Genomic DNA, 21,385 nt, shown 5'->3' with positions numbered 1-21,385 from the left:
ATCTCCTAATATGGCGTTGTGCCCGTGTAATTGGAGATTTCTCATTTCGTTCAGGATGACAAAATCACAGAATTTATTGAGAGGTTACAAAAGCAGGAGTTAACCTCCTGCTTTTTATATAGAATAATTTAGTGAATACAAACTAATCTGTAGTTTTTATATAATCGTAAATGAGTTTACATCATCATTTTCATAGTCACCCTCTTCTTTGTCATTTAAAACTGTATTTTCAGGTGACAGATCACGAGGAGGAAGAGCTGGAGGTATTCTAACAGCTGGTTCCGCTGATGGAATTTGAACTACGGGCGTATCACTATAGCTGGAACTCACTAGAACTGGTGAGCCAACTTCTACATCAGGAGCAGGAGCCCAGAATGAATAGGCTTTACTGAAAGCGCCACGAGTGAAATCACCAAATTTGTAGCCTGATGCTTGAGCATTAGTAGCTGCAGGAACTGCTGCTGGGGTGGATTTTGCTGCGAAAAGAAGCTCGCTTCCTTTACGCAATAATCCTCTGGATATATCACCAAATCGATATCCAGGTGTTTCTTCACGTTTGGTTGCTTCAACTAAATAAGATTTTGTGGTTGTTAGAAGAAGCTCCAACTGTTCTCTTGCTGCGGGGATTAATTTATTGGGTGCGTCCACAGAAAGATCGTCATCTCGTTTTAATACATCCCTGATTAATAATTCATAGCGAGGGCCACGCTGGAGTGGCTGAATCAATAGTGAATCAGAGTTATTTTGTGAAATTGTCTTAAGAAATTCGTCCAGTTGTGTAAACGGTACTTTATTGGCAGATAAATCTGGATTGTATTTTGTTTTGAGAAATTCTTCATATAGAGACATATAAGATTTAAATTCAGTAAAAAATTGACCTATTAATTTCATCCGTTCTGTGCGAAGGTCGTTAAGATCAGAAGGATCTAATTCCTGGGTCATTTCTACACTGGCATTAAAGTGAAGCGATTCTGACAGTTGTGCAAATGTATTCATAGAAGTTGCTAATCTTTGGAAGATCTCAGGACCTTCTGAATAAAATGGTTGCTGTGTTGCTTCGTTAAATTGAGATAAAGAATTCTGATAAGCCTTTTCTGTATCTAACATTTCTTGAATTACGCGATTATTGATCATTGAAACTCCCATTATTAATTAGTTGTCGACCTAAAAAATGCCAATATGTTTTTAGTGAGAGCAATTCTATCAGGATATAATTAAGATAAAGTTAAGAGAACATTAAGGAAAAATTAACAAGGTGTTTATTTTTTTGTGTTTAATTTCAGCAGTATCAGTAATTAATGATGATTTCATTTGAAATTTTTCTTGATTAGTAACTTTGCATCAAAGTGCAGTGATTCATTATTTTTTATTTTTTCAATGCCCACGTGAATCGTCATCCCGAATGGAATGAGGGTCCTCCTGAATGTGGCACTGTGTCAGCATGTGGAGATCCTTCACTACGTTCAGGATGACGCAACAGAGAAGCGTCATTCCGAATGGAATGAGGGATCTCCTTAAAATGGCACTGTGCCTGCATGTGGAGATCCTTCACTGCGTTCAGGATGACGCAACAGAGACACGTCATCCCGAATGGAATGAGGGATCTCCTTAATGTGGCACTGTGCCAGCATGTGGAGATCCTTTACTGCGTACAGGATGACGAAACAGAGACACGTCATCCCGAATGGAACGAGGGATCTCCTTAATGTGGCACTGTGCCAGCATGTGGAGAATCTTCACTGCATTCATGATGACGAAACAGAGAAGCGCCATTCCGAATGTAATAAGGGATCTCCTGAATGTTGTGCTGTGCCAGCATGTGGAGATCCTTCACTGCGTTCAGGATGACGAAACAGAGAAACGTCCTCCCGAATGAAATGATTTCAATGAGCCTGAAGTTATTCCCGACATAATGCTAATTGACTTATGTAATGAGTAATCTCCTGAGCGATACAGGAGATCACATGACTTACTCTAAAATAGATTTTCTTCTACTGGAGCCAGATGTTCATCATTATTGCTGTTGTTGGCATTATAAACCGGAGTAGGGTCTTCCTCTGCCGGTACTTCCTTATCACGGAAATATTCAATAATGCCATTGTCCTGATTGGGCTTGGCTAGCAGGCCACTAACGGGATCAATACGTACAGCGACTACATTTTCAGGTTGTTTCAATTCACTTTCGGGTTTGCCTTTTAATGCTTCTCGCATGAAGTCTATCCACATGGGCAGGGCAAGATTTGCAGCATATTCATGTAATGATTTAGGATTATCAAAGCCTATCCATGCGGTGACTACCAAATCAGAATTAAATCCGGCAAACCAGGCATCTACCTGATCATTGGTTGTTCCGGTTTTACCGGCAATATCCTGACGATTGAGCACACGAGCAGCTCTTGCCGTACCATGCTGGATTACATCCTTAAGAGCTGAATTCATTAAAAACGCGATGTCTTCAGGTATTACTCGTGGTGCCAGAGTTGAGGTATCTACTTTCTCATTATCGCAAGGATTACACACTACAGTCGGTTTTGCCTGCAGTAAAATTTTACCGTCCGCATCAGTAATATGATCGATAAGATAAGGTTCTACTTTATAACCGCCATTGGCAAATACAGCATAAGCCGTAGTCAGCTCCATAGGGCTAATCGATAAGCTTCCTAAGGCCAATGATAAGGCTTTTGGTAAGGATTTTTTACTAAAGCCAAATCGGGTCAGGAAGTCGATTGTATAATCTATTCCAATATCATCAAGGATTCTAATGGATACCAGATTCTTCGATTGAACCAGAGCTTGTTTCAGGCGAGTTGGTCCATTAAATTTAAGATTCACATTATGTGGTCGCCACAGATTGGGCTGGCTTGGATCATCAACGACTATGGGGGCGTCATTAATTAAAGTCGCCAGATTATAGCCGTTATTCAAAGCTGCAGCATAAACAAAAGGTTTGAAACTGGATCCAGGTTGTCTACTGGATTGAGTTGCTCTATTGAATTTGCTTTTCTGGAAATTAAAGCCACCAACCAGAACTTCTATAGCTCCATTTTTAGGATTAAGGGCAACCATAGCTGACTCAGCTTCAGGGATTTGAGCCAGTTCCCAGTATTTTTCAGTCGAATGAACATAAACTATATCACCAACTGCAACGACTTGCTGTGCCTTGACAGGCGATTTGCCTACCCAGCCTTTTTTAAGCGCGGGTCGTGCCCAGGATAAGCCTTCCCAAGGAATAATGAATGTTTGTCCATTTTGCAGGGCAGCGGTGGCTTCTTTTTCACCCACTTCAGTAATAACCGCGGGTACCAGAGTGTTCAGCTCAGGGTACTGTCTTAAGTATTTTTGTCTTATCTGGGGTGATTGACTGTCCTTCTCACCTATGGTGGCTACCGGGCCTCGATAACCATGCCGGTGATCATAAGCAATCAAATTCTTTTCAACGACTTCATTGGCAGTATTTTGTAATTTGCCATCAATGGTTGTGTATACTTTGTACCCTTTCGTATAAGCATCAGGACCAAAATTGTCATATAAAGACTGGCGGATCATTTCCGCGACATAGGGGGCACTTACTTCAATATTGGTACCATGATATTTTGCAGTAATGGGTTGATTTATTGCATTTTGATATTGTTCTTCATTGATGTAATGCTCTTCCAGTAATCGTTCCAATACATGGTCTCGCCGCTTTTTGGCTGCCAAAGGATTAGCGATAGGATTTTGGGTTGAAGGAGCCTGGGGAAGACCGGCTATCATTGCCAGTTCTGCCAGATTAAGTTCTTTCAGTGGTTTGCCAAAATACACCATGGCAGCAGCGCCTACACCATAAGCACGATTACCCAGGTAAATTCTGTTAAGATAAAGCTCTAAAATCTTTTCTTTACTGAGTTCTCTATCGATTTTAATCGCCAACATGATTTCATTGAACTTACGTAAAAAGGTTTTTTTACGGCTCAAAAAGAAATTACGTGCTACCTGCATGGTGATGGTACTACCACCTTGGGATTTTGTACCTGTTTTCAGCATACGTACTGCGGCGCGACCCAGTCCCATCACATCGACACCGGGATGTTCAAAAAATCGTTGATCTTCTGTTGCAATCAGGGCATGAACCAGGGTTTGGGGGATTTCTTCATAGGTTAATGGAATACGCTTTTTTTCACCGTATTCTTGAATTAATAAGCCTTCTTTACTGAAAATTTGTAAAGGAACTTGTAATTGAACTGTTTTGAGCGAATCTACATTAGGGAGCTGGCTTTCCAGATAAAGATATAAAAGACTGCCTGCTACTAATAAAAGAAAAAACAGGCTCATCAGCGCCCAAAGACCTTTACGCCAGAAGTATGCCATTTTTTTCATAGAATTATGTTATCGTTGAATGTGAATAGTCATGCATTATACAGCGAATCTATATCATATTGCGAGTTTTGTTGGAAAAAGGCTGGAATGTTTCATGAATACATGCCATGAAGCGTCGAAAATACAATTATTTTGTTAATCAGTATTTTTATGATGCAGAAATATCAATGCGTTCGTATACAATGGAGAACTTTGGGGGAAAGGGAACAGGATTTGCGATTCATTGGCCATGGATTAAAGCCAATGAATCAATAGAGGATTACTCATTTATTCCCAAGCTTGCAAGGCCAATACCTGGTGCCTCTGTACCTTCAGCAACTCTCGGAAACCTTCCTAATGCAAACAATGCCGGATTATACGCTAATCCACCGAAGAACGTTCTGGGTCTTTGAATTTGTTCGTTAAGTAGCTTGGTTTGTTCACTAAGTAGTGTGGTTTGCTCGCTTATCTTTTCTTCTTGTTGTTTCAGCTGTTCAGCTTGTTGTGCCATTGTTTCTTTCAGCTGTCGAATGGTTTCCTCGTATTGTTTGAGTAGGTCTGTTTGTTGCGCTGAACTGGATTGTGCTTCCTCTAGTTTTGGGGCGAACGATTCAAGGGTTTGCTTTTGGTTTGAGTTCTCTTCTTCCAACATCACTATTTTCGCTTGTTGTTCAGGTACTAATAAAGCATTTTGATGTTCCATACAAATACGATCAGCGAACTCTTCAAATCGCTCTTCAGAAAAGCCATAGGAAATATTCAGAGTTTCTAAAACTTCTTGATTTAAAAAAATGCCTGAATTACAAAAATAATCACCAACATAACGCTCATTAATGCAACCCGATAAAGCAATATCGCCTTTCGGACCTATATCGGATTGGTGACGTGTGACTTCATATCGACCACTTTTTTTCGTAGATAAGAGTCCTTTAATATCGATTAGTAATTTGTAAATTTGGGCCTTATACTCTGTAAACTCTTCAGCGGTAAACGATGTTTTTCTGTTGAGAAATGAGTTAATCAACACGGCTTCATTTAAAATATAATAAAGGAACGGTTGTCGATCAGCGTAACCAACCGTGCAATTTACAATTATATTTTCTAATTTTTTTGAGAAATCAAGACCATTATCTTTATTTTGGATTATTGCTATTGCTAATTCTCTTGATTTTAATCGAGCTTCAGGAATATCTTTGGCAGTAATCAGTTTTTTTCCCATAAGATTGTCGTGATAGCGAATAATTACGGTTGTTAAAGAATAAAGCAACTCTTCTAATCTAATCATTTAAAACTCCTTTTAAAACGTAAATCTATACTCTAAATGTGAAAATCAATAACAGCTTGGTTTTTCACTATATTAAATGTTTTGGTAGAGCGCAAGTGTTTGTTTACTCGTACATTAAAAGTAAAAATCATACAAAAAGAATGGTAATTTTACTCGCGTCAAGTACATTTTGTATGCAGTTCAAACAACTACGTACAGATTATTTTTAATGACTATTAACAGTCAGTATGAGGTCTGGTAATTTCTCAACAAAATCGGGTATTTTGTTCTCTTGAATTCGCAAAGGATTTCTGATGCTGACACCGCACCACGTTCAAGAGATCACTCATTGCATTCAGGATGAGGTTTTCCGATGTTATTAAAAAGTTCCGAGGTCTGATTTATGAGTAAAATAAAGGTGTTCCTCGAATCGAACCCTCATAAATTCAGTCTAAAAAATCCAAAACCGGGTGTTATTGAGCCATTGCTATCGGTTTCAGCTAAAGACGATAATTCATTAACTTTCTGAGTCAGATCCTCAATGGTTTCTTCATGCCGTTCTATTGTTTTTTGTAGACGTGTTTCGTTATATTTACTCCTTGTGTATTGGTGATAGAGTAAACAAAGAACTAATTGTTGTTTAGACAGGATCGAATTTAATTTTTTTTGAGCCTCTTTGAGTTCTTCTAGTTGCAATTCCAGTTCGTGCTGATAACTATCGGTACTACCACTATGTGAGTCATTTTTAGCAGTTAACTCGGGTATTAATAAGGCATTTTGATGTTCCTGACACAGTTGCTGCGCAAATTCATTTATCTCCAGTTCAGAAGAATCGATAGTCAGATTATACCGGTCCAGAATTTCTTCTTTTAAAAAAAGACCAGAGTTACATAATTGACCTCTGTTTAAATAACTGTCGTCAATTAAACCCTCCAAAGATGTTCTACCTCCAGAGCTTGTTGCCGTTTTATGTTGGGTGATCATGGGCGTTGTGCCTTTGGAATTCGATAATAACTGTTTAAAATCGATCAACAGTTGAGCGATCTGCTTTTTATATTCTTCATACTGGATAGGGCTGAATGATGTTTTTTGGTCAGTAATCGATTTTAAAGAAATGATTTCATTTAAAAGATATGAGAGAAAGGGGCGTCGATCTGCATGACTTTCTGTACACTCTTTGATTAGATATTCTAAGCGAGTTTTAAAATCAGTTTTATTGTCATTGATTATTCTTTTCGCTAAAGAACGTGATTTTTTTCTTACAACAGATTCGTCGCTTTCAGCAACCAGGATTTTTACACCTGATTGTTTGTCATGGTACCTTATAATTACCGTGGTTAGTGAGTAGAGTAAATCTTCAGATCGCGTCATTTAAAACTCCCTTTAAATGCAAAAAACAAGGTATTTGTGGTAATCCCATACACATTGATTTTTCACTATATTTAATGATTTGCCTCAGTGCAAGTTTTTAGTCATTATCAGGGCTGATGACATTACTTGGATTTTAGTAAAATCGAATAGTCCATAATGGTGACTATTAGGCAGAAGATTTCTCTACGATGCACTAGGTGGATGTGTTATAATTAACCTTTTTTGCGAGTAATTGAGCAACAAGAAGTACACTTTCGACTTTAGAGATAATTGAAAACCCGTAGTTGTTTTCTGGTTGCACACAAACGGGCTGACTTGCTGAATTATGTAAAGAATATTTTTGAAGAAATTAAGCTGCGGTATTGGTTTTGGATAGCCAAAACCCATAATTTAAGGAGCTATTGTGTTAACATTTTATGAAGAATTAACTCATTCTGATGTTTCCATAAATTGGACTGACTGGAAAGACTATATCCCATTTTACGATGCTTTCGCGCTTTGGCAAAACGGAAGCGACTACATTTTAAGTGAGGGGTATCAGCGTTCAAAAAATACAGGAGTGGGTGTTATTGATCCCTTACCCTATGGTGGGGTATTAAGACAACTGCCCATAGTGTCCCGTGTAGCCAGTTTAATTCCCAGTATTTATGTTTTTTCTGGAACGAAGTCTAATTTGGAAGCCATAGCGGAATATGGTGAACATGTTAACGATACAGAAGCACGTGAACCGCATGAGCGGGTAAAACAAGCCACCGATGCCACCACGATTGTGAATCTGTTAGGTGCTGATGCGAAGGCTGAAAAACAAAAAATCAGGAATAACCTGTCAAGTGACAATGCATTTCAATGCGCGAAAGAATTTGGGGCTAATGTCTCAGCTATCTGGGATAACCAATTATCCTTGCAGGATAATATCACTTATATGGGCGCTACAATCATTGGACGATGTTTTTTGGGTATTCAGGAGTTTCCCAGACAATATGTGCCATTAATCAGACAGGCGAATGATTTGATCGTGGATGGGAATGCAAAATCCGAGGAATTTGCAAAGATGAAAGCTCAAATGGTTGCCATGAGTGATGCTGTTTTGGGTGCAAACGCTCAACAGATCATCGAGTCAAACGGATACGTATGCAGTCAGTTTCAACTGGATGGTACCGAGACACAAAAAGGAATCACTGAGAAATTAATCTCATCACATGGTGGGGCAGGATTTATCGTTGAGAGTAATTTATCGTTCTTAATCATGGTAGCACTTGCACATATCAGTACATCGCCTCTTATCCTTGAACAATTGCGTGAGGAAATACTATCTCATGGTGAAATTACTGAGAACTCTTTCAATGAGTTGGTATATCTGGATTGTATCTATAGGGAAACACTACGATTTGCCTCGCCTACCGCCGTGGTACCCCGAAAAGCATCCATAAGTTCCACTATGGATATAGAAGACAATAATAAAGAAAAAACCTCCTGTACTATTTATCCTAATTCCTTTTTATTCTTTGCAATCCGATCAACTCATCACGATCCGGAGCTATGGCACGATCCGCAGGTTTTCGATCCCTTACGTTTTATGTCAGCGGCTAAAGAACGAAAAATGCATTTTATTGGGGACCATTATTTTCCATTTTCTGGTGGAAAACGCGGGTGTCCTGCAGGAACGACTTTTGTAGAAAAAGCGTTTAAAGGATTTGTCTTTGAATTTTTTAAAAATCACAGTTTGGTTTTAGATAAACCATTGGAAGATATACCTGCTTTTGCTGTCCATCCTCGTTGGAAACAGGAGTACTTTGCACAATTAACACCTTATTCGGAACCAGTTCAAAATAATGAAGTAGTTTATTGTAATAATATGTCTTGTTGATCAGGGTGTTTTTTTTATTTGGACGCTAAAGCCAAAATGCTTTGGCTTGACTCTGATAGAACTTCATTTTGTCTATGTCATTCGAACGCAAGGGGTACTACCATTAAGTGACGAATTTCGTCTCGAATCCTGGGTTTGTAGGTTTCGAGACAGTGTAAACGTATCTTCAGCCTTCAGCCTGAACTGATTTTAGTTATATTGGAAACACAATCCTTAACTTAATGACGGTTGGGTTTGCCCGTAGCATTCAGGATACCCTCTGAATTGAGTCTCGGGTCGATTTGTATTATGTTGAAATGCTGTTCTTATTGCTAATGATTATATGAATCCTTTCTTTATTATATTGTTATTAAGTATTTTTACCCATCAATCAGGAGCAGGAACAAATAATCAACAAGCATTATTGTCACAAAAACAACCTGGTATTCAATGCACTATTAAAATCCAAAAAGAATTCACTACGATTGATGAAGGCTTAAATTATGCCAACGCCTGTCGCGATTTATTAAATGAGACGATTAGTTCTGGAAATACTGTTGAAGCAATAAAACTGAGGGATTATCTGCAACACGTATTTCAAAACCTGATTCACTCGAATTTATCTAAAACAGAGCAGTTACAACTCATCAACTGGCTTAATGAAACCGCAAAACCGTTAAACAACCGTTGGTTCACTTTATCTTCAAATCAAACGAATCAGAATGCTTTAATTACAGGTCAAAAGTGGATTGATGAGATGCATACCCGGATTATTTTAAATTCTAAAAATGACAGCTTTGCAAATGTACAATTTTTATATGAGCAAGCACGAATCAAATTGAATCAGGGGGTCATTGATCAGGCACAAGCACTTCGTCAAAAAGCCAATCAGATGTTGACAGCAGGTATTGATAAGAAACAAAGTGAATTTGTTTCCGATGAAGCCATAGCGTACCTAAGGGATAAATTGATTCGATTAAATGATGGTTATTTAGTTCTGAATATTGAACAACCACCTAGAAACTCAGCACAAATTCAAGATAAAAAGAATTCCATTACGTTTATTCTTATGGCATTGAATAAAATCTTCATGCTAAGAGGCAAGGCTGCTGATGCAAATAAGTTAAGCACGGTAGAACAAATTAATGCGTTAATTGTAGAGGAACACCATCTATATGATGAAGCAATAGCGTACCTGACTCAAAAAAATCTTAACCAGGCTGCTGCTAAAGAACTATCGGGTGATAGAATTAAAGCGCAAGCCAAAGCAATGATTGTTATTTTTATAGGTTCACCTCAAGAAAAGCAAAAATTAATACAGTTATTAAAAGATCGAATTGAATGGCTCAATGGACGAATAGAGAAGATATCTAATGAGCAACCCAATGATTTAAATTTAGTAATTGGCTGTTATAAAGAAATTGTATTTTCGCTAATTGCGATACAAAATCTGAAGGTCGTTGATCGTTGATATTCTTATACCGATTAACTGCGTTTAGCCCTGAGCTATCCCTTTATTTTGTACGTCATCCTCGCGAAAGTGGGGATCCATGAAGAAAACATAATCAGGTGCTAATTTGATGCATTGATTCCCCCCTTCGCGGGAATGACGCACATTTTAAATAGATCGTTTTTATATCAATCAGTTGATTGATTAAAATTCAAGATTACTCAGCGCTTTCGCGAGGATGACCTATAAAAAGTGCCAATTAAGATGAATCAATGTGTATTTTAAAAGAAAGGATCTCTCAGAAGCTTATTTCGAAAGCCCCACATAAAGTGATGTATTATCTCCACAAGGGATGTTAATTAAATGGAGCGTTATTTTAGATTAGTGGACGTCAGAGTAAAATTCTGACATCCACCAGGTTTCAGGTCTAAGTGTTAAATAATAAAGTAACATTATTTGTTCTTTATGGTTTGGATGGTTTAATCAACTCCTGCAGTATTTCCTGGCCTTTGTACAACAAAGCTCCGGCAATAGTAGTAGTCAATGTTCGAGGTAAAGCCCCTTTAAAGAAAAATCCAAGTCGTTGAACAGTACCTCCGTTACCCGGTTGATTCCAAATGTCTTTAGCATGCTGCAGATAACTTTTCCCAACAACCGGCTCAGTAAGTCCCTGTTGTTTTCTGAAACGCAATTGATATAAGGGCGTACTGAAAAAGCCATAGGAACCTGCAGTTAATACCAATGCAAGGCCTTCAGCCTGTTCTTTCTTCATGCCTGTTGATTTGAAATAACGGGCAAGAGTAGGTATTGCTGTCAAATATACTGTAGACCAAAGACCTTCTCGCAGCATAATACTGAATCCTCCCTGAAACAGAGCATTATAACCATGATGCATGATCATTCTGTGTCGTGTTTCTTGTGAAGTCGTCAGTTTGGACAGTTGTTTATTCTGGGCGATTCCTTCAAAGGGTGTGCTTGCCAATCCTGAAAATGCCCCTGCTGTAAAGGACGTGGCAAATTCATACAGGGGCGATACCTGCTGGTTTTCAGGTTGCATCAATTTTTTAAGTACAAAGACAACAGCATAAGATGGGATTGCTGAACTCGCATATTCAAATGATCCTGACATGGCAAATCGCCATTGCATCGTTTTTCCATTCAGAACATGGTTTGTCCAGTTCAATCCAGGGGTGACCAATGTCATTACTCCTGCACCCAATAAGGGGCCCTGGATGAAGGGATATTGCAGGTATTTTTTCCAGGTAGGCAATTCAGTTCGGTCTGTTCGGGAGTGCATAATCGTACCTCACAAATAATTTAAAAATATAAGCTATTTTGTTTCTGCAGGTGATCCACGCCCAGCAGGCGCAGAAATGAACCCCACTAGGCGATAGACTCGCAGAGGATGACGATTACTAAAGATAAAAGAAGACCGATTACCAGAGTAGGCAACATAAAAAACGTGTTGTAAGTGGCAATAGTGGTCATTTAATTTGTGTTGTGTGTATTAATTATTCTTTCAAGCTAGCATTGATTAATCAGCTTTACAATAGGATGAGTAAAAAAATGTTGATTTAGAATTACGTACATCAAAGTAAAATTGAAAGTGAAATAACAGTTCAATCAGGTTATTGAAACGAAACAAAAATAACTGATTCTAAACGATTCCAATTTTTAGTCGCTTACGTTAACATCTTAGTAAGTAAAGTGGCGGTAAAAGGTTGTTAAATAAGAGCGCTTTTGGGGCTACACGGGAGATACAGGGAGATAAAACTGGTGCTCAAACTGTTTAAACCTAAACATCGTTCGATTCTTGGCATAGATATCAGTTCTGCAGCGGTGAAAATACTGGAAATTTCAGGTTCTGGGGATCAGCTTTGTGTCGAAGGATATGGACGACAATCATTACCTCCCAATGCTCTGGATGGAAACGTAATCAAGGATGTTGAAGCCGTTGCCAACACTATTAAAAAATTGATTAGTAGTGCGAGGTTGAATTGCAAGCAAGTTGCTCTGGCTGTTCCTGACTCTGCCGTGATCAGTAAAGTAGTTCAAATTAATGATGGCTTGACTGATATGGAAATGGAGGAGTTGGTCGTTATAGAGGCGGATAAATACATCCCATATCCTATAGATGAAATTAATCTTGATTTTGAAATTTTAGGTCACTCTGCAAAAAATTCAGCAATGTTGGACGTATTGATTGTTGCTTCACGGGCAGAAAATGTAAACAGCCGAGTCGAGGCAATAACCCGAGCAGGTCTGGAAGCCAAAATTGTAGACGTAGAGTCTTATGCTGTAGAGCGGGCAGCTCAACAACTGTCATCAGAATTACCCGCAGGGGGGCAGGATAAGATAGTAGCAATTATAGATATAGGTGCTAATTACACCCATCTGTTCGTATTGCATGGGATGCGATTGATCTTCTCAAGGGAGGAAAAATTTGGTGGTATGCAATTAATTGAAGCCATTGCGGAGCACTACAATATGTCATCTGAACAAGCTTTAATTGCAAAAGAAGAGGGTAAATTACCGCCAGATTTCGAGTCAGAGGTTCTCGAACCATTTAAAGAGATGGTTTTGTTACAGATTAAGCGAACTCTCCAGTTTTTTTATTCTACAAGTCAACATGGTTTTGTCGACCATATCTTGTTGGCTGGTGGTTTGGCACGTCAGGCAGGATTAGCCAATTTGATTCAAGAACAACTGGGAGTATCCACAACCGTGGCGAATCCCTTATCACATATGTCTTTTGGTAAAATGGTAAATTTGGAATCTATAAATAATGATGCTCCTGCTTTAATGGTTGCCTGCGGGTTAGCACTTAGGCATATAGAGTGAATAATGACTGAAATTAATCTGCTGCCATGGCGTGAATACAAGCGAGAGCAAGAAAAAAAGCTCTTCACTACTATGGCATTAATAGGGATAGTTTTTGCAGCAGTTGTAGTTTTTTTAATTAACTCTTATGCTGTTCATTTGGTAAACAATCAAACAACGCGTAATCAAATATTACAAAAAGAAATTGCCAGTTTAGATGAACAAATAAAGGAAATAAAAGCATTAAAACAAATCAGGGAAGGATTAATTTCCAGGATGTCAATTGTTCAGAATTTGCAATCCACACGAACTCTGATGGTTCATTTATTTGATGAATTGATTAAAGTGATGCCTCCAGGAATTTATGTTACTAAATTGGAACGTCAAAATGATATCGTATCGGTATGGGGGTATTCTGAATCAAATACCAATATTTCAATACTCATGCGAAGTATAGAAAATAATGCCTGGATTCAATCTCCAGTACTGACCGAGATTAAGAAAATGGATGAAACGAAACAAGCTGCAGATAATGAATTTAAATTAAGCTTTGTACTTAAACCTAAATACTAGACTGGTAACCCTATTATGAATACAGTCAATTTAAGCGAACTCACTCTGGAAAATGTAGGCCAGTGGCCTATTGCTGTAAAAGCTGGGGTAATTGCCGGATTGAGTTTTTTAATCATCGCATTGGGCTATTGGTTAATAATTAAAGCTAATTTTGAACAGTATGACATTCTGCAAACTCAGGAGGCTACTTTAAAAGAGGAGTTTGAAAAGAAACAGCATCAAGCTTCCAATTTACAAGCTTACAGAAATCAACTGCAACTCATGAACGAGCGTTTTGGTACCATGCTAAGGCAGTTACCTGCTAAGAATGAAATGCCTGGATTATTGGAGGAAATTTCAAAAACCGGCGTCGCTTCTGGATTAAAATTTGAGTTGTTTGCTCCTCAACCTGAAGTGGTTCATGATTTCTATATTGAATTACCTATTAAAATTACAGTGGTTGGTACGTATATGCAGTTGGCTGTTTTTTTAAGCCGCGTAGCAGAAATGAACAGAATTGTGACTTTACACGAGTTTAGTATCCAAGGGGAATCTTCTAAGGACAGTAAAACCGTTTCAGAGGATGAATTAGTGATGAATATCACGGCTAAAATATATCGATATCGCGCGCAATGATAAAATACAAACAGCAATTACATGCAGTGCTATTAGGAGCCCTTTCCTTGTTGCTCAGTGCTTGTTCAGGTGATAATAGCGACCTGATGAAGTATATTAATGATATTAAAACTCGGCCTACTAAACCTATTGAGCCTATTCCCAAATTCGCCCCATTACCCATTTTTAAATTTCCTGAAAATGATCAACGACGCAATCCATTTAAGCCCGTCGTTTTAAAGAAAAATACGGATTTATATGCTCCGGATCAAAAGAGATTAAAACAGCCACTGGAAGCTTATCCTCTGGATGCATTAAAATTTGTTGGTATATTAGAGCAAGGTTCGGTTATATGGGCTTTGATAAAACAACCTGACATGCAGATATCTCGAGTCAGGGTTGGGGATTATATGGGACAAAATTACGGACGAATAATTGTCATTACAAGAGAAGTAATTAAACTTGAAGAAACTGTAAAAGATACAGGGTCGTGGGAAAAGAAAATAACCACAATTAATTTAGATACTGGCAAGTAGGAGCGCAGGGTGCGAAAGATTATCGCTATTTTGATTTTATTAAGTGCTGGTTTCGGTGTGGCATTTTCCCAGGAAAATTCATTGACTTCGGTGAAGGTTATTCCATTACCAGAAGATAGGGTGCGCATTGATTTTCAATTTGCACATCCCTTAAAGCAGCTTCCCGCAAGCTTCATTACTCAGAAACCAGCGCGAATCGTACTGGATTTTATCAATACAGACATGCAATTACCTCCCGATCAAAAGATGAAAAAAATTGAGCTGGGTTCTTTAAAGACATACAACGTTGTTGCTGTGGCAGATAGAGTAAGAGCAATACTGGATCTGCAGCGGACGGTCTCTTATTCCGGAAGTTCTGCAGGGAATATTTATAGCCTTGTATTAAATGGTAAAAGTAATGAGATCTATCAGAATAATAAAGAAATATTCATTACCAATCAGGTGGTGAATGCAAAACATCAAATCAATCGAATTGATTTTCGCGGCATAGAGAAGCAGGGCGGTCGAGTACTTATAGACGTTTCGGACACCAGCATTCCTATTGACGTGACTCAGGTTGGAAAAGAGGTTGTTGTTAATTTTCTTAATACTAAAATTCCTGTTAATTTGATGAAGCGTTTTGATGTTGCCGACTTTCATAGTCCAGCTCAGGTGATAACGATGCAACAGGAAGGCAAAAATGTTCGCATGACCATTTTGAACAAAGGTGATTATGGACATTTTGTCTATCAGGTGAACAAACAATTCATGGTGGACATTTTCCCATTGACAGCTGAGGAAGTTCAACAGGCAAAACTCAAAAAACAAGTGTTTACAGGCAAGCGAATTTCTTTAAATTTCCAGAATATTAATATTCGTGCTGTGTTGCAGTTATTGGCTGATTTCACCGGGATAAATATGGTGGTTAGCGATAAAGTTCAGGGTGATATTACACTTCGATTGAATGATACTCCCTGGGATCAGGCTTTGGATATTATTTTGACTACTCAGGGATTGGATAAGCGTAAAACCGGTAATGTCATGTTGATAGATACCAAGGCCTCTTTGGATAAAATGGAAGAAGATGAGCTTAAAAGTCAACAGACTATCGAGAAACTGGAGCCGATACGATCTGATTTGATTCAAATTAATTATGCTAAGGCTTCAGATATTGCAATATTGATTAAAGACAAACAAAACTCACTGTTATCACCCAGAGGTAAAATCAGCGTTGATGCCAGAACCAATACCCTCTGGATTCAGGATACTGGACTTAAAATTGAAGAAGTAAGAGAGTTAATCAAGCAATTGGACGTAGCCGTGAAGCAGGTTCAAATTGAAGCTCGAATTGTTGAGGTTAATAAAGACTTCAGTCAGGATCTGGGTATTCGATGGGGTGTTTCCAAACCTACTCATTTAAGCGGTACTTTAGAAGGCGCAAATCAGCTGCAGCTGCCGCAGGGTATTGCCAATCCGGCAAACGTGCCAATAGCTCAACGGTTAAATTTGGATTTGGTTGCCGCTCCGAACACAGCCATTCCTGCATCGGTTGGTATTGCATTGGCAAAATTGGGAGATAACATATTATTGGATTTGGAATTATCAGCACTTGAAAGTCAAGGACAAGCAGAGTTGATTTCCAGTCCCAGTGTAATTACCACCAATCAACAGGCTGCCGTCATTGAATCAGGTAAAGAGATACCTTATCAGGAATCAACCTCAAGTGGAGCAACCGCGGTAGCATTTAAAAAAGCGGTGTTGAGTTTGAAAGTTACCCCCCAAATTACTCCAGATAACAAAATATTGATGGATTTGCAGATTAATCAGGATGCGGATTCTGGTGAACGAGTACTGGGAGTTCCTATTATTCTGACAAAACAGATACAGACCAATGTTTTGGTGAATAATGGACAGACGATAGTACTGGGTGGAATCTACAAACAAGATAAAAATAAAGCAATTAAAAGAATACCTTTCCTGGGCGAGCTTCCAGTTGTAGGGATATTATTCAGTAACAAACAGATAAGATTGGATAATGAGGAGTTGCTCATTTTCATCACTCCGAGGATAATAACGAACTCCTTATCGATTACAACGATTCAAGGACGTGAAAAAGAGGTGTATAAATAATCTCAATTAAGTCTATAGATCTGATAAACTATAATTATAGGGGATTTTAGTATCTATTCGTTGTAGAATAGGCCATATATATTCTTAGTCAGTAGGTATGAATACATATTCAAAATGAATATGCGTTGAATTTAAGGCATTCAAATGTTGTTTTATTGAATCTGGCCTATGGAATTTGTTTAATATAATAAAATCAACTAAGACGTGTATCTAATTTGTTGTTATAATGGTTTTGTTAATTATGACACTACAGTTAATGAGGTATGTAAGAAAAAATGAGCATAGTTAAAGTACGAAATATTTTTCTCATTGGCCCCATGGGTGCTGGAAAAAGCACAATAGGCCGTGCTTTGGCAAAGGAGCTCAAATTAGAATTCTTTGATTCGGATGAGGTCATTGAAGAGCGTGCTGGTGCCGATATATCATGGATTTTTGATATCGAAGGTGAGGAAGGATTCAGACGCCGAGAGCAAAAAGTTATTGATGAGTTAACTCAAAAAACCAATATAGTATTAGCAACCGGGGGTGGGGTAGTTATCACTCCGGAAAACAGGAATGCTCTGGCTGGCCGAGGCACTGTAATTTACTTAAAAACATCTTTGCAACAACAATTTGAACGAACCAAACGAGATACCAAACGTCCATTATTGCAAACTGAAGATCTTGAGGGCAGATTAGAGTCTTTAAGAGACGAACGTGAGCCATTTTATGATGAGTTAGCTGATGTTAGTTTTGAAACCGATAAATTAACTGTGAAGGCTGTAGCGAATAACATTATAAAATATATATATGGCGAAGTTTGAGGGTTATACTCAGGTTGATGTCTGTTTACCCGGATATCAATATCCTATAATAATTTGTCGCAAGGGTCTTAAAGACTCTTCGCTATTGCGTCATTGGATTCCTTCACAACAGGTACTGGTAGTAACCAATGCTACTGTCGCGCCACTTTATTTAGAGTTCATTCAATCCGCTTTTGCATCAATACAATGTGATGTCGTTATTTTAAAAGATGGTGAAGAGTTTAAAAATCAACAGAGTTTATTTACCATTTATGATGCATTAATCCAAAACAAGCATCATAGGGACACTACTGTAGTTGCTCTTGGTGGTGGGGTAGTGGGTGATGTCGCAGGTTTTGCCGCCTCAACATATCAACGAGGAGTGCGCTTAATTCAGATTCCCACTACTTTGCTAGCCCAGATTGATGCCTCTGTTGGTGGCAAAACAGCCATCAATCATTCTCTTGGTAAAAATTTGATAGGCAGTTTTTATCAACCCAATGCTGTATTAATCGATTTAAATACTCTGGAGACATTACCAGACAGAGAGTTTCGTTCCGGTTTGGCGGAGATGATAAAATATTCTTTATTGGAAGGCGGCGATTTTTTATACAGTCTCCTGGATGCACTGAAACGTGGATTAACTCCCAAAAGTCCAGAGCTTCCAGACTTGATTGCTCATTGTTGCCAAATCAAGGCAGATTATGTTGAGGGAGATGAAAAAGAAACAGGGCAACGCGCGCTTCTTAATCTTGGTCATACCTTTGGCCATGCTTTGGAGGCTCATACTCATTATCAACGATGGCTCCATGGTGAGGCTGTTGCAATAGGGTTATATTGTGCCTCCGTTTTATCTTATAACATGGGCTTGCTGGATGCTAAAATAGTTGAATTGGTTGAACAGATGCTGGAATATGCACATTTACCTCACAAGATACCTAAGTCTATTGATTTGAATCAATTAATGGATTTAATGAATCTTGATAAAAAAGTTAAAAATAATTGCTTACGTTTTGTAGTAATTAAAAAGCCTGGTGATTGTTATCTCGATGATAAAGTAACCGCTAACTGTTTGCATAATACGCTTATTACTGCTGTAGAAGGAGAATAAAAATGATAGATGGAAAGATTCAGCCAGATGTTGGAGCTGTAAATCAACCTAGAACGCTTTTTAAACCCGGGTCATGGTTAGCTAAGATCGACTTCATTAATCATTTGGTTCTTTTTAATAATGTTCTAATTACTTTGTTGTCAGAGAAAGAGGGTGGAAAAACATCCTTCAGTACGTTATTACAACATAATCTGGATCAACAGATAAAATCGGTTTTCATGACGATTAAACCTCCATGCAATGAACAACAAATCATTACTGACATTGCAGCACAATTGCATCTAAATGCAAGTTCAGACACCAATTTCGCATCTATAGTAGCGCAGATAAATGAGCGTAAGGCACATGTTTTATTAATAATTGATGACGCTCAAAATTTACCCGAGACTTTTATTAAAGAGGCAATGATTGCAATAAAAAACCAGGGGGATTTTGGTTACTTTCATCTGTGTCTGGTTTCAGATTATTCATTGGTCGCCGCCCTAAATAAATTAGCCGTTGATCAATTTAATAACTTAATTCATACCATAGAATTAGGTCCATTGAATGAGAATGAGACACGAACCTATGTTTTACAGCGGGCAATGACAGGTCGCTTGATTAATAAGCCGCTTACTGATGTGCAATTCAAGCAGTTTTTTCAGTTAACTAAAGGGAATTTGGCAAAAATAAACTCTAATCTGGAGCCATACATTTATAAGTGCTCAACCCAAAAGAATAGTAACAAGATGACGATTTTGAAACGCACCAGTATGGCTGTAAGTGCCGTTGCTGTAGCGGGTGTCTCTTATGTGTATTTCAGTGGCATCTATGATGAGTATCGATTCCCACAAATGGCACAATTGACGACTCCACCACCGATAACTACAATTGTGAGTGAAATAAAGGTTACTCAAAATGAAGCACCAGTGAGTTATATCGCGTCATGGCAGGATTCTTCAACCCGCCAACTGATGCATTATGCACTTCCCAAAAAACAGATTTTAGATGATTGGGATGGCGACGAACAAGAAATGAATACTGTAGCATTAGTAGATAAAGTTGTTGTGATTCCTACAGTAAAAGCAAGAGAAGCGTTGGTCGAAACGCAACTACCTGCAACTCAGATTGCCGCAGTACAAGAGTCTAAATTGGTTAAGTTTAAACAACCTGATCCAGAAACGCTGGCGAAAAAACCAGAGGCTCAAAAATCAGGCACTAATCTCTATACCATTCAATTAGCAGCGAGCCATAACGAAAGTGATATTCATCGCTTCAGAACAAGTAACAAATTGTTTGCAAATACAAAAGTAAGGCATTTTACCAATGCAAAAGGCAGCTGGTATATATTAACTTTAGGTGAATACGACAGTAGAACACTGGCTCAGCATACAACGAATAAATTACCGCCGGAATTGGCTAAATTAAAACCATGGATTAGGCCAGTAGCGGGGCTCTCCGACATCGGCTAACCCTGTAAGACGGCCATATTTGGTGCATCTTAAACGACAACAGCCCGGGAAAAATGCTCACATACTGATGTATGCTGCGCTTTTTCCCGGGCTGTTGTCGTTTAACCTGCACTCAAATCTGACCGTCTTGTTGGAATTGATATTTGGTCGAAAGTATTCTCCGTCATCCCGAGCGCAGCGAGGGATCTCCCGGCAGTGGCGCAATTTCTAAAGTATGGATTGATATAAATCTTTCCACTCAGAATTGAATGCATTAACAAGGTTATCCTTTTTTATTCTTGACCAACCTTTAATCTGCTTCTCTCGATCAATGGCTAAAACAATGGTGTCGAACGCTTCATAATATATTAGACGGTCCACATTATATTTTTGCGAGAACCCTTTTACCAATTTATGTTTATGTTCATAAATTCGACGTATCAAATCATTGGTGACGCCAACATATAGTACGTTGTTATGCGTATTAGCTACAAAGTAAACGTATGATTGCGTTTGCATAGGATATTCCTTTTTGGTATGGACTTTTTACCCTGTCATGGGCATGAAGGGAAGAATAGAATATCAGAAAAAATAGCATGAAGCTTAGTTACATCCTGCTGACTATTGTGCTGATAACTTAAAGAATATTGGCAAATTATTCGACCTTTCGATTATTTTAGATGTGTTTATTGATTTTTAAGAGTTTTTGAGAAGTTTAAATCGTGCCGCATTCAGGAGATCCCTCGTTTCACTCGGGATGACGGGTTAACACTTGGGATGACGGGTTAACACTTGGGATGACGGGTTAACACTTGGGGTGACGGGTTAACACTTGGGGTGACGGCTTAGCACTCGGGATGACGGTTTTTATACGTCATCCTGAACGCAGTGAAGGATCTCCTGAATGTGGCAGTATATTCGCTTTCCAACCACATTCAGGAGATCCCTCGTTTCACTCGGGATGACGGGTTAACACTTGGGGTGACGGCTTAGCACTCGGGATGACAGTTTTTATACGTCATCCTGAACGCAGTGAAGGATCTCCTGAATGTGGCACTATATTCGCTTTCCAACCACATTCGGGAGATCCCTCGTTTCACTCGGGATGACGGGTTAACACTTGGGGTGACGGCTTAGCACTCGGGATGACAGTTTTTATACGTA

At 38.6% G+C, this 21,385-nt stretch carries 16 protein-coding genes; 10 read left to right on the top strand and 6 right to left on the bottom strand.

The window, feature by feature from the left end:
* Positions 1-156 precede the first annotated feature (156 nt).
* From IZU94_RS07745 to IZU94_RS07730, 4 genes are all read right to left on the bottom strand, one after another.
* Positions 157-1,134 carry a RhoGEF domain-containing protein gene (locus IZU94_RS07745; protein WP_203109613.1) on the bottom strand — a complete coding sequence of 326 codons (978 nt, stop codon included), beginning with the start codon at positions 1,132-1,134 and terminating at the stop codon, positions 157-159.
* 840 nt (positions 1,135-1,974) lie between these two features.
* Entirely contained in the window at positions 1,975-4,356 is a 2,382-nt protein-coding gene (locus IZU94_RS07740) for a penicillin-binding protein 1A (protein WP_203109612.1), read from the bottom strand.
* A 259-nt stretch (positions 4,357-4,615) separates the two neighbouring features.
* Positions 4,616-5,620, bottom strand: a complete 1,005-nt coding sequence (locus IZU94_RS07735) for a hypothetical protein (RefSeq protein ID WP_203109611.1) — start codon at positions 5,618-5,620, stop codon at positions 4,616-4,618.
* Between the two features lie 417 nt (positions 5,621-6,037).
* A complete protein-coding gene (locus tag IZU94_RS07730; RefSeq protein ID WP_203109610.1) occupies positions 6,038-6,970 on the bottom strand; it encodes a hypothetical protein in 933 nt (310 codons plus the stop codon).
* Positions 6,971-7,373: 403 nt separating this feature from the next.
* Between IZU94_RS07730 and IZU94_RS18435 the strand changes: the two genes are divergently transcribed.
* Entirely contained in the window at positions 7,374-8,837 is a 1,464-nt protein-coding gene (locus IZU94_RS18435; RefSeq protein ID WP_203109609.1) for a cytochrome P450, read from the top strand.
* Between the two features lie 322 nt (positions 8,838-9,159).
* Positions 9,160-10,287, top strand: a complete 1,128-nt coding sequence (locus IZU94_RS07720; protein WP_203109608.1) for a hypothetical protein — start codon at positions 9,160-9,162, stop codon at positions 10,285-10,287.
* 442 nt (positions 10,288-10,729) lie between these two features.
* Here the strand turns inward: IZU94_RS07720 and IZU94_RS07715 are convergent, their stop codons facing one another.
* On the bottom strand, positions 10,730-11,563 hold the full coding sequence (locus IZU94_RS07715) for an MC/SLC25 family protein (RefSeq protein ID WP_203109606.1): 834 nt from the start codon (positions 11,561-11,563) through the stop codon (positions 10,730-10,732).
* A 479-nt stretch (positions 11,564-12,042) separates the two neighbouring features.
* Here IZU94_RS07715 and pilM point away from each other — a divergent pair, with 479 nt between their 5' ends.
* The 8 genes from pilM (at position 12,043) to IZU94_RS07675 (ending at position 20,242) form a co-directional block, all read left to right on the top strand.
* The gene (pilM, locus tag IZU94_RS07710) at positions 12,043-13,107 is read left to right on the top strand and encodes a type IV pilus assembly protein PilM (protein ID WP_203109604.1); all 1,065 of its coding nucleotides are present in this window, start codon (positions 12,043-12,045) and stop codon (positions 13,105-13,107) included.
* A 3-nt stretch (positions 13,108-13,110) separates the two neighbouring features.
* Positions 13,111-13,659: a PilN domain-containing protein gene (locus IZU94_RS07705; RefSeq protein ID WP_203109602.1), complete on the top strand. Its 549-nt coding sequence runs from the start codon at positions 13,111-13,113 to the stop codon at positions 13,657-13,659.
* Between the two features lie 15 nt (positions 13,660-13,674).
* A complete protein-coding gene (locus IZU94_RS07700) occupies positions 13,675-14,274 on the top strand; it encodes a type IV pilus inner membrane component PilO (RefSeq protein ID WP_203109600.1) in 600 nt (199 codons plus the stop codon).
* Positions 14,271-14,789, top strand: a complete 519-nt coding sequence (locus IZU94_RS07695) for a pilus assembly protein PilP (RefSeq protein ID WP_203109598.1) — start codon at positions 14,271-14,273, stop codon at positions 14,787-14,789. The genes IZU94_RS07700 and IZU94_RS07695 overlap by 4 nt, the downstream gene beginning before the upstream one ends.
* A gap of 9 nt (positions 14,790-14,798) precedes the next feature.
* Positions 14,799-16,898: a type IV pilus secretin PilQ gene (locus tag IZU94_RS07690; RefSeq protein ID WP_203109596.1), complete on the top strand. Its 2,100-nt coding sequence runs from the start codon at positions 14,799-14,801 to the stop codon at positions 16,896-16,898.
* 275 nt (positions 16,899-17,173) lie between these two features.
* Positions 17,174-17,701: a shikimate kinase AroK gene (aroK, locus tag IZU94_RS07685; RefSeq protein WP_018576163.1), complete on the top strand. Its 528-nt coding sequence runs from the start codon at positions 17,174-17,176 to the stop codon at positions 17,699-17,701.
* Positions 17,688-18,791 carry a 3-dehydroquinate synthase gene (gene aroB, locus IZU94_RS07680; protein WP_203109594.1) on the top strand — a complete coding sequence of 368 codons (1,104 nt, stop codon included), beginning with the start codon at positions 17,688-17,690 and terminating at the stop codon, positions 18,789-18,791. The genes aroK and aroB overlap by 14 nt, the downstream gene beginning before the upstream one ends.
* A 2-nt stretch (positions 18,792-18,793) precedes the next feature.
* Positions 18,794-20,242: an SPOR domain-containing protein gene (locus tag IZU94_RS07675; RefSeq protein ID WP_203109592.1), complete on the top strand. Its 1,449-nt coding sequence runs from the start codon at positions 18,794-18,796 to the stop codon at positions 20,240-20,242.
* A 207-nt stretch (positions 20,243-20,449) separates the two neighbouring features.
* Here IZU94_RS07675 and IZU94_RS07670 read toward each other — a convergent pair whose 3' ends face one another.
* Positions 20,450-20,740: a GIY-YIG nuclease family protein gene (locus IZU94_RS07670; RefSeq protein WP_203109590.1), complete on the bottom strand. Its 291-nt coding sequence runs from the start codon at positions 20,738-20,740 to the stop codon at positions 20,450-20,452.
* Positions 20,741-21,385 lie beyond the last annotated feature (645 nt).

Origin of the sequence: Legionella bononiensis (assembly GCF_016786215.1) — a bacterium.
In the GTDB taxonomy this organism is placed as follows: domain Bacteria; phylum Pseudomonadota; class Gammaproteobacteria; order Legionellales; family Legionellaceae; genus Legionella; species Legionella bononiensis.
Note: the sequence above shows the minus strand (reverse complement) of the source record. Positions and strands in the feature narration are given on the sequence as shown.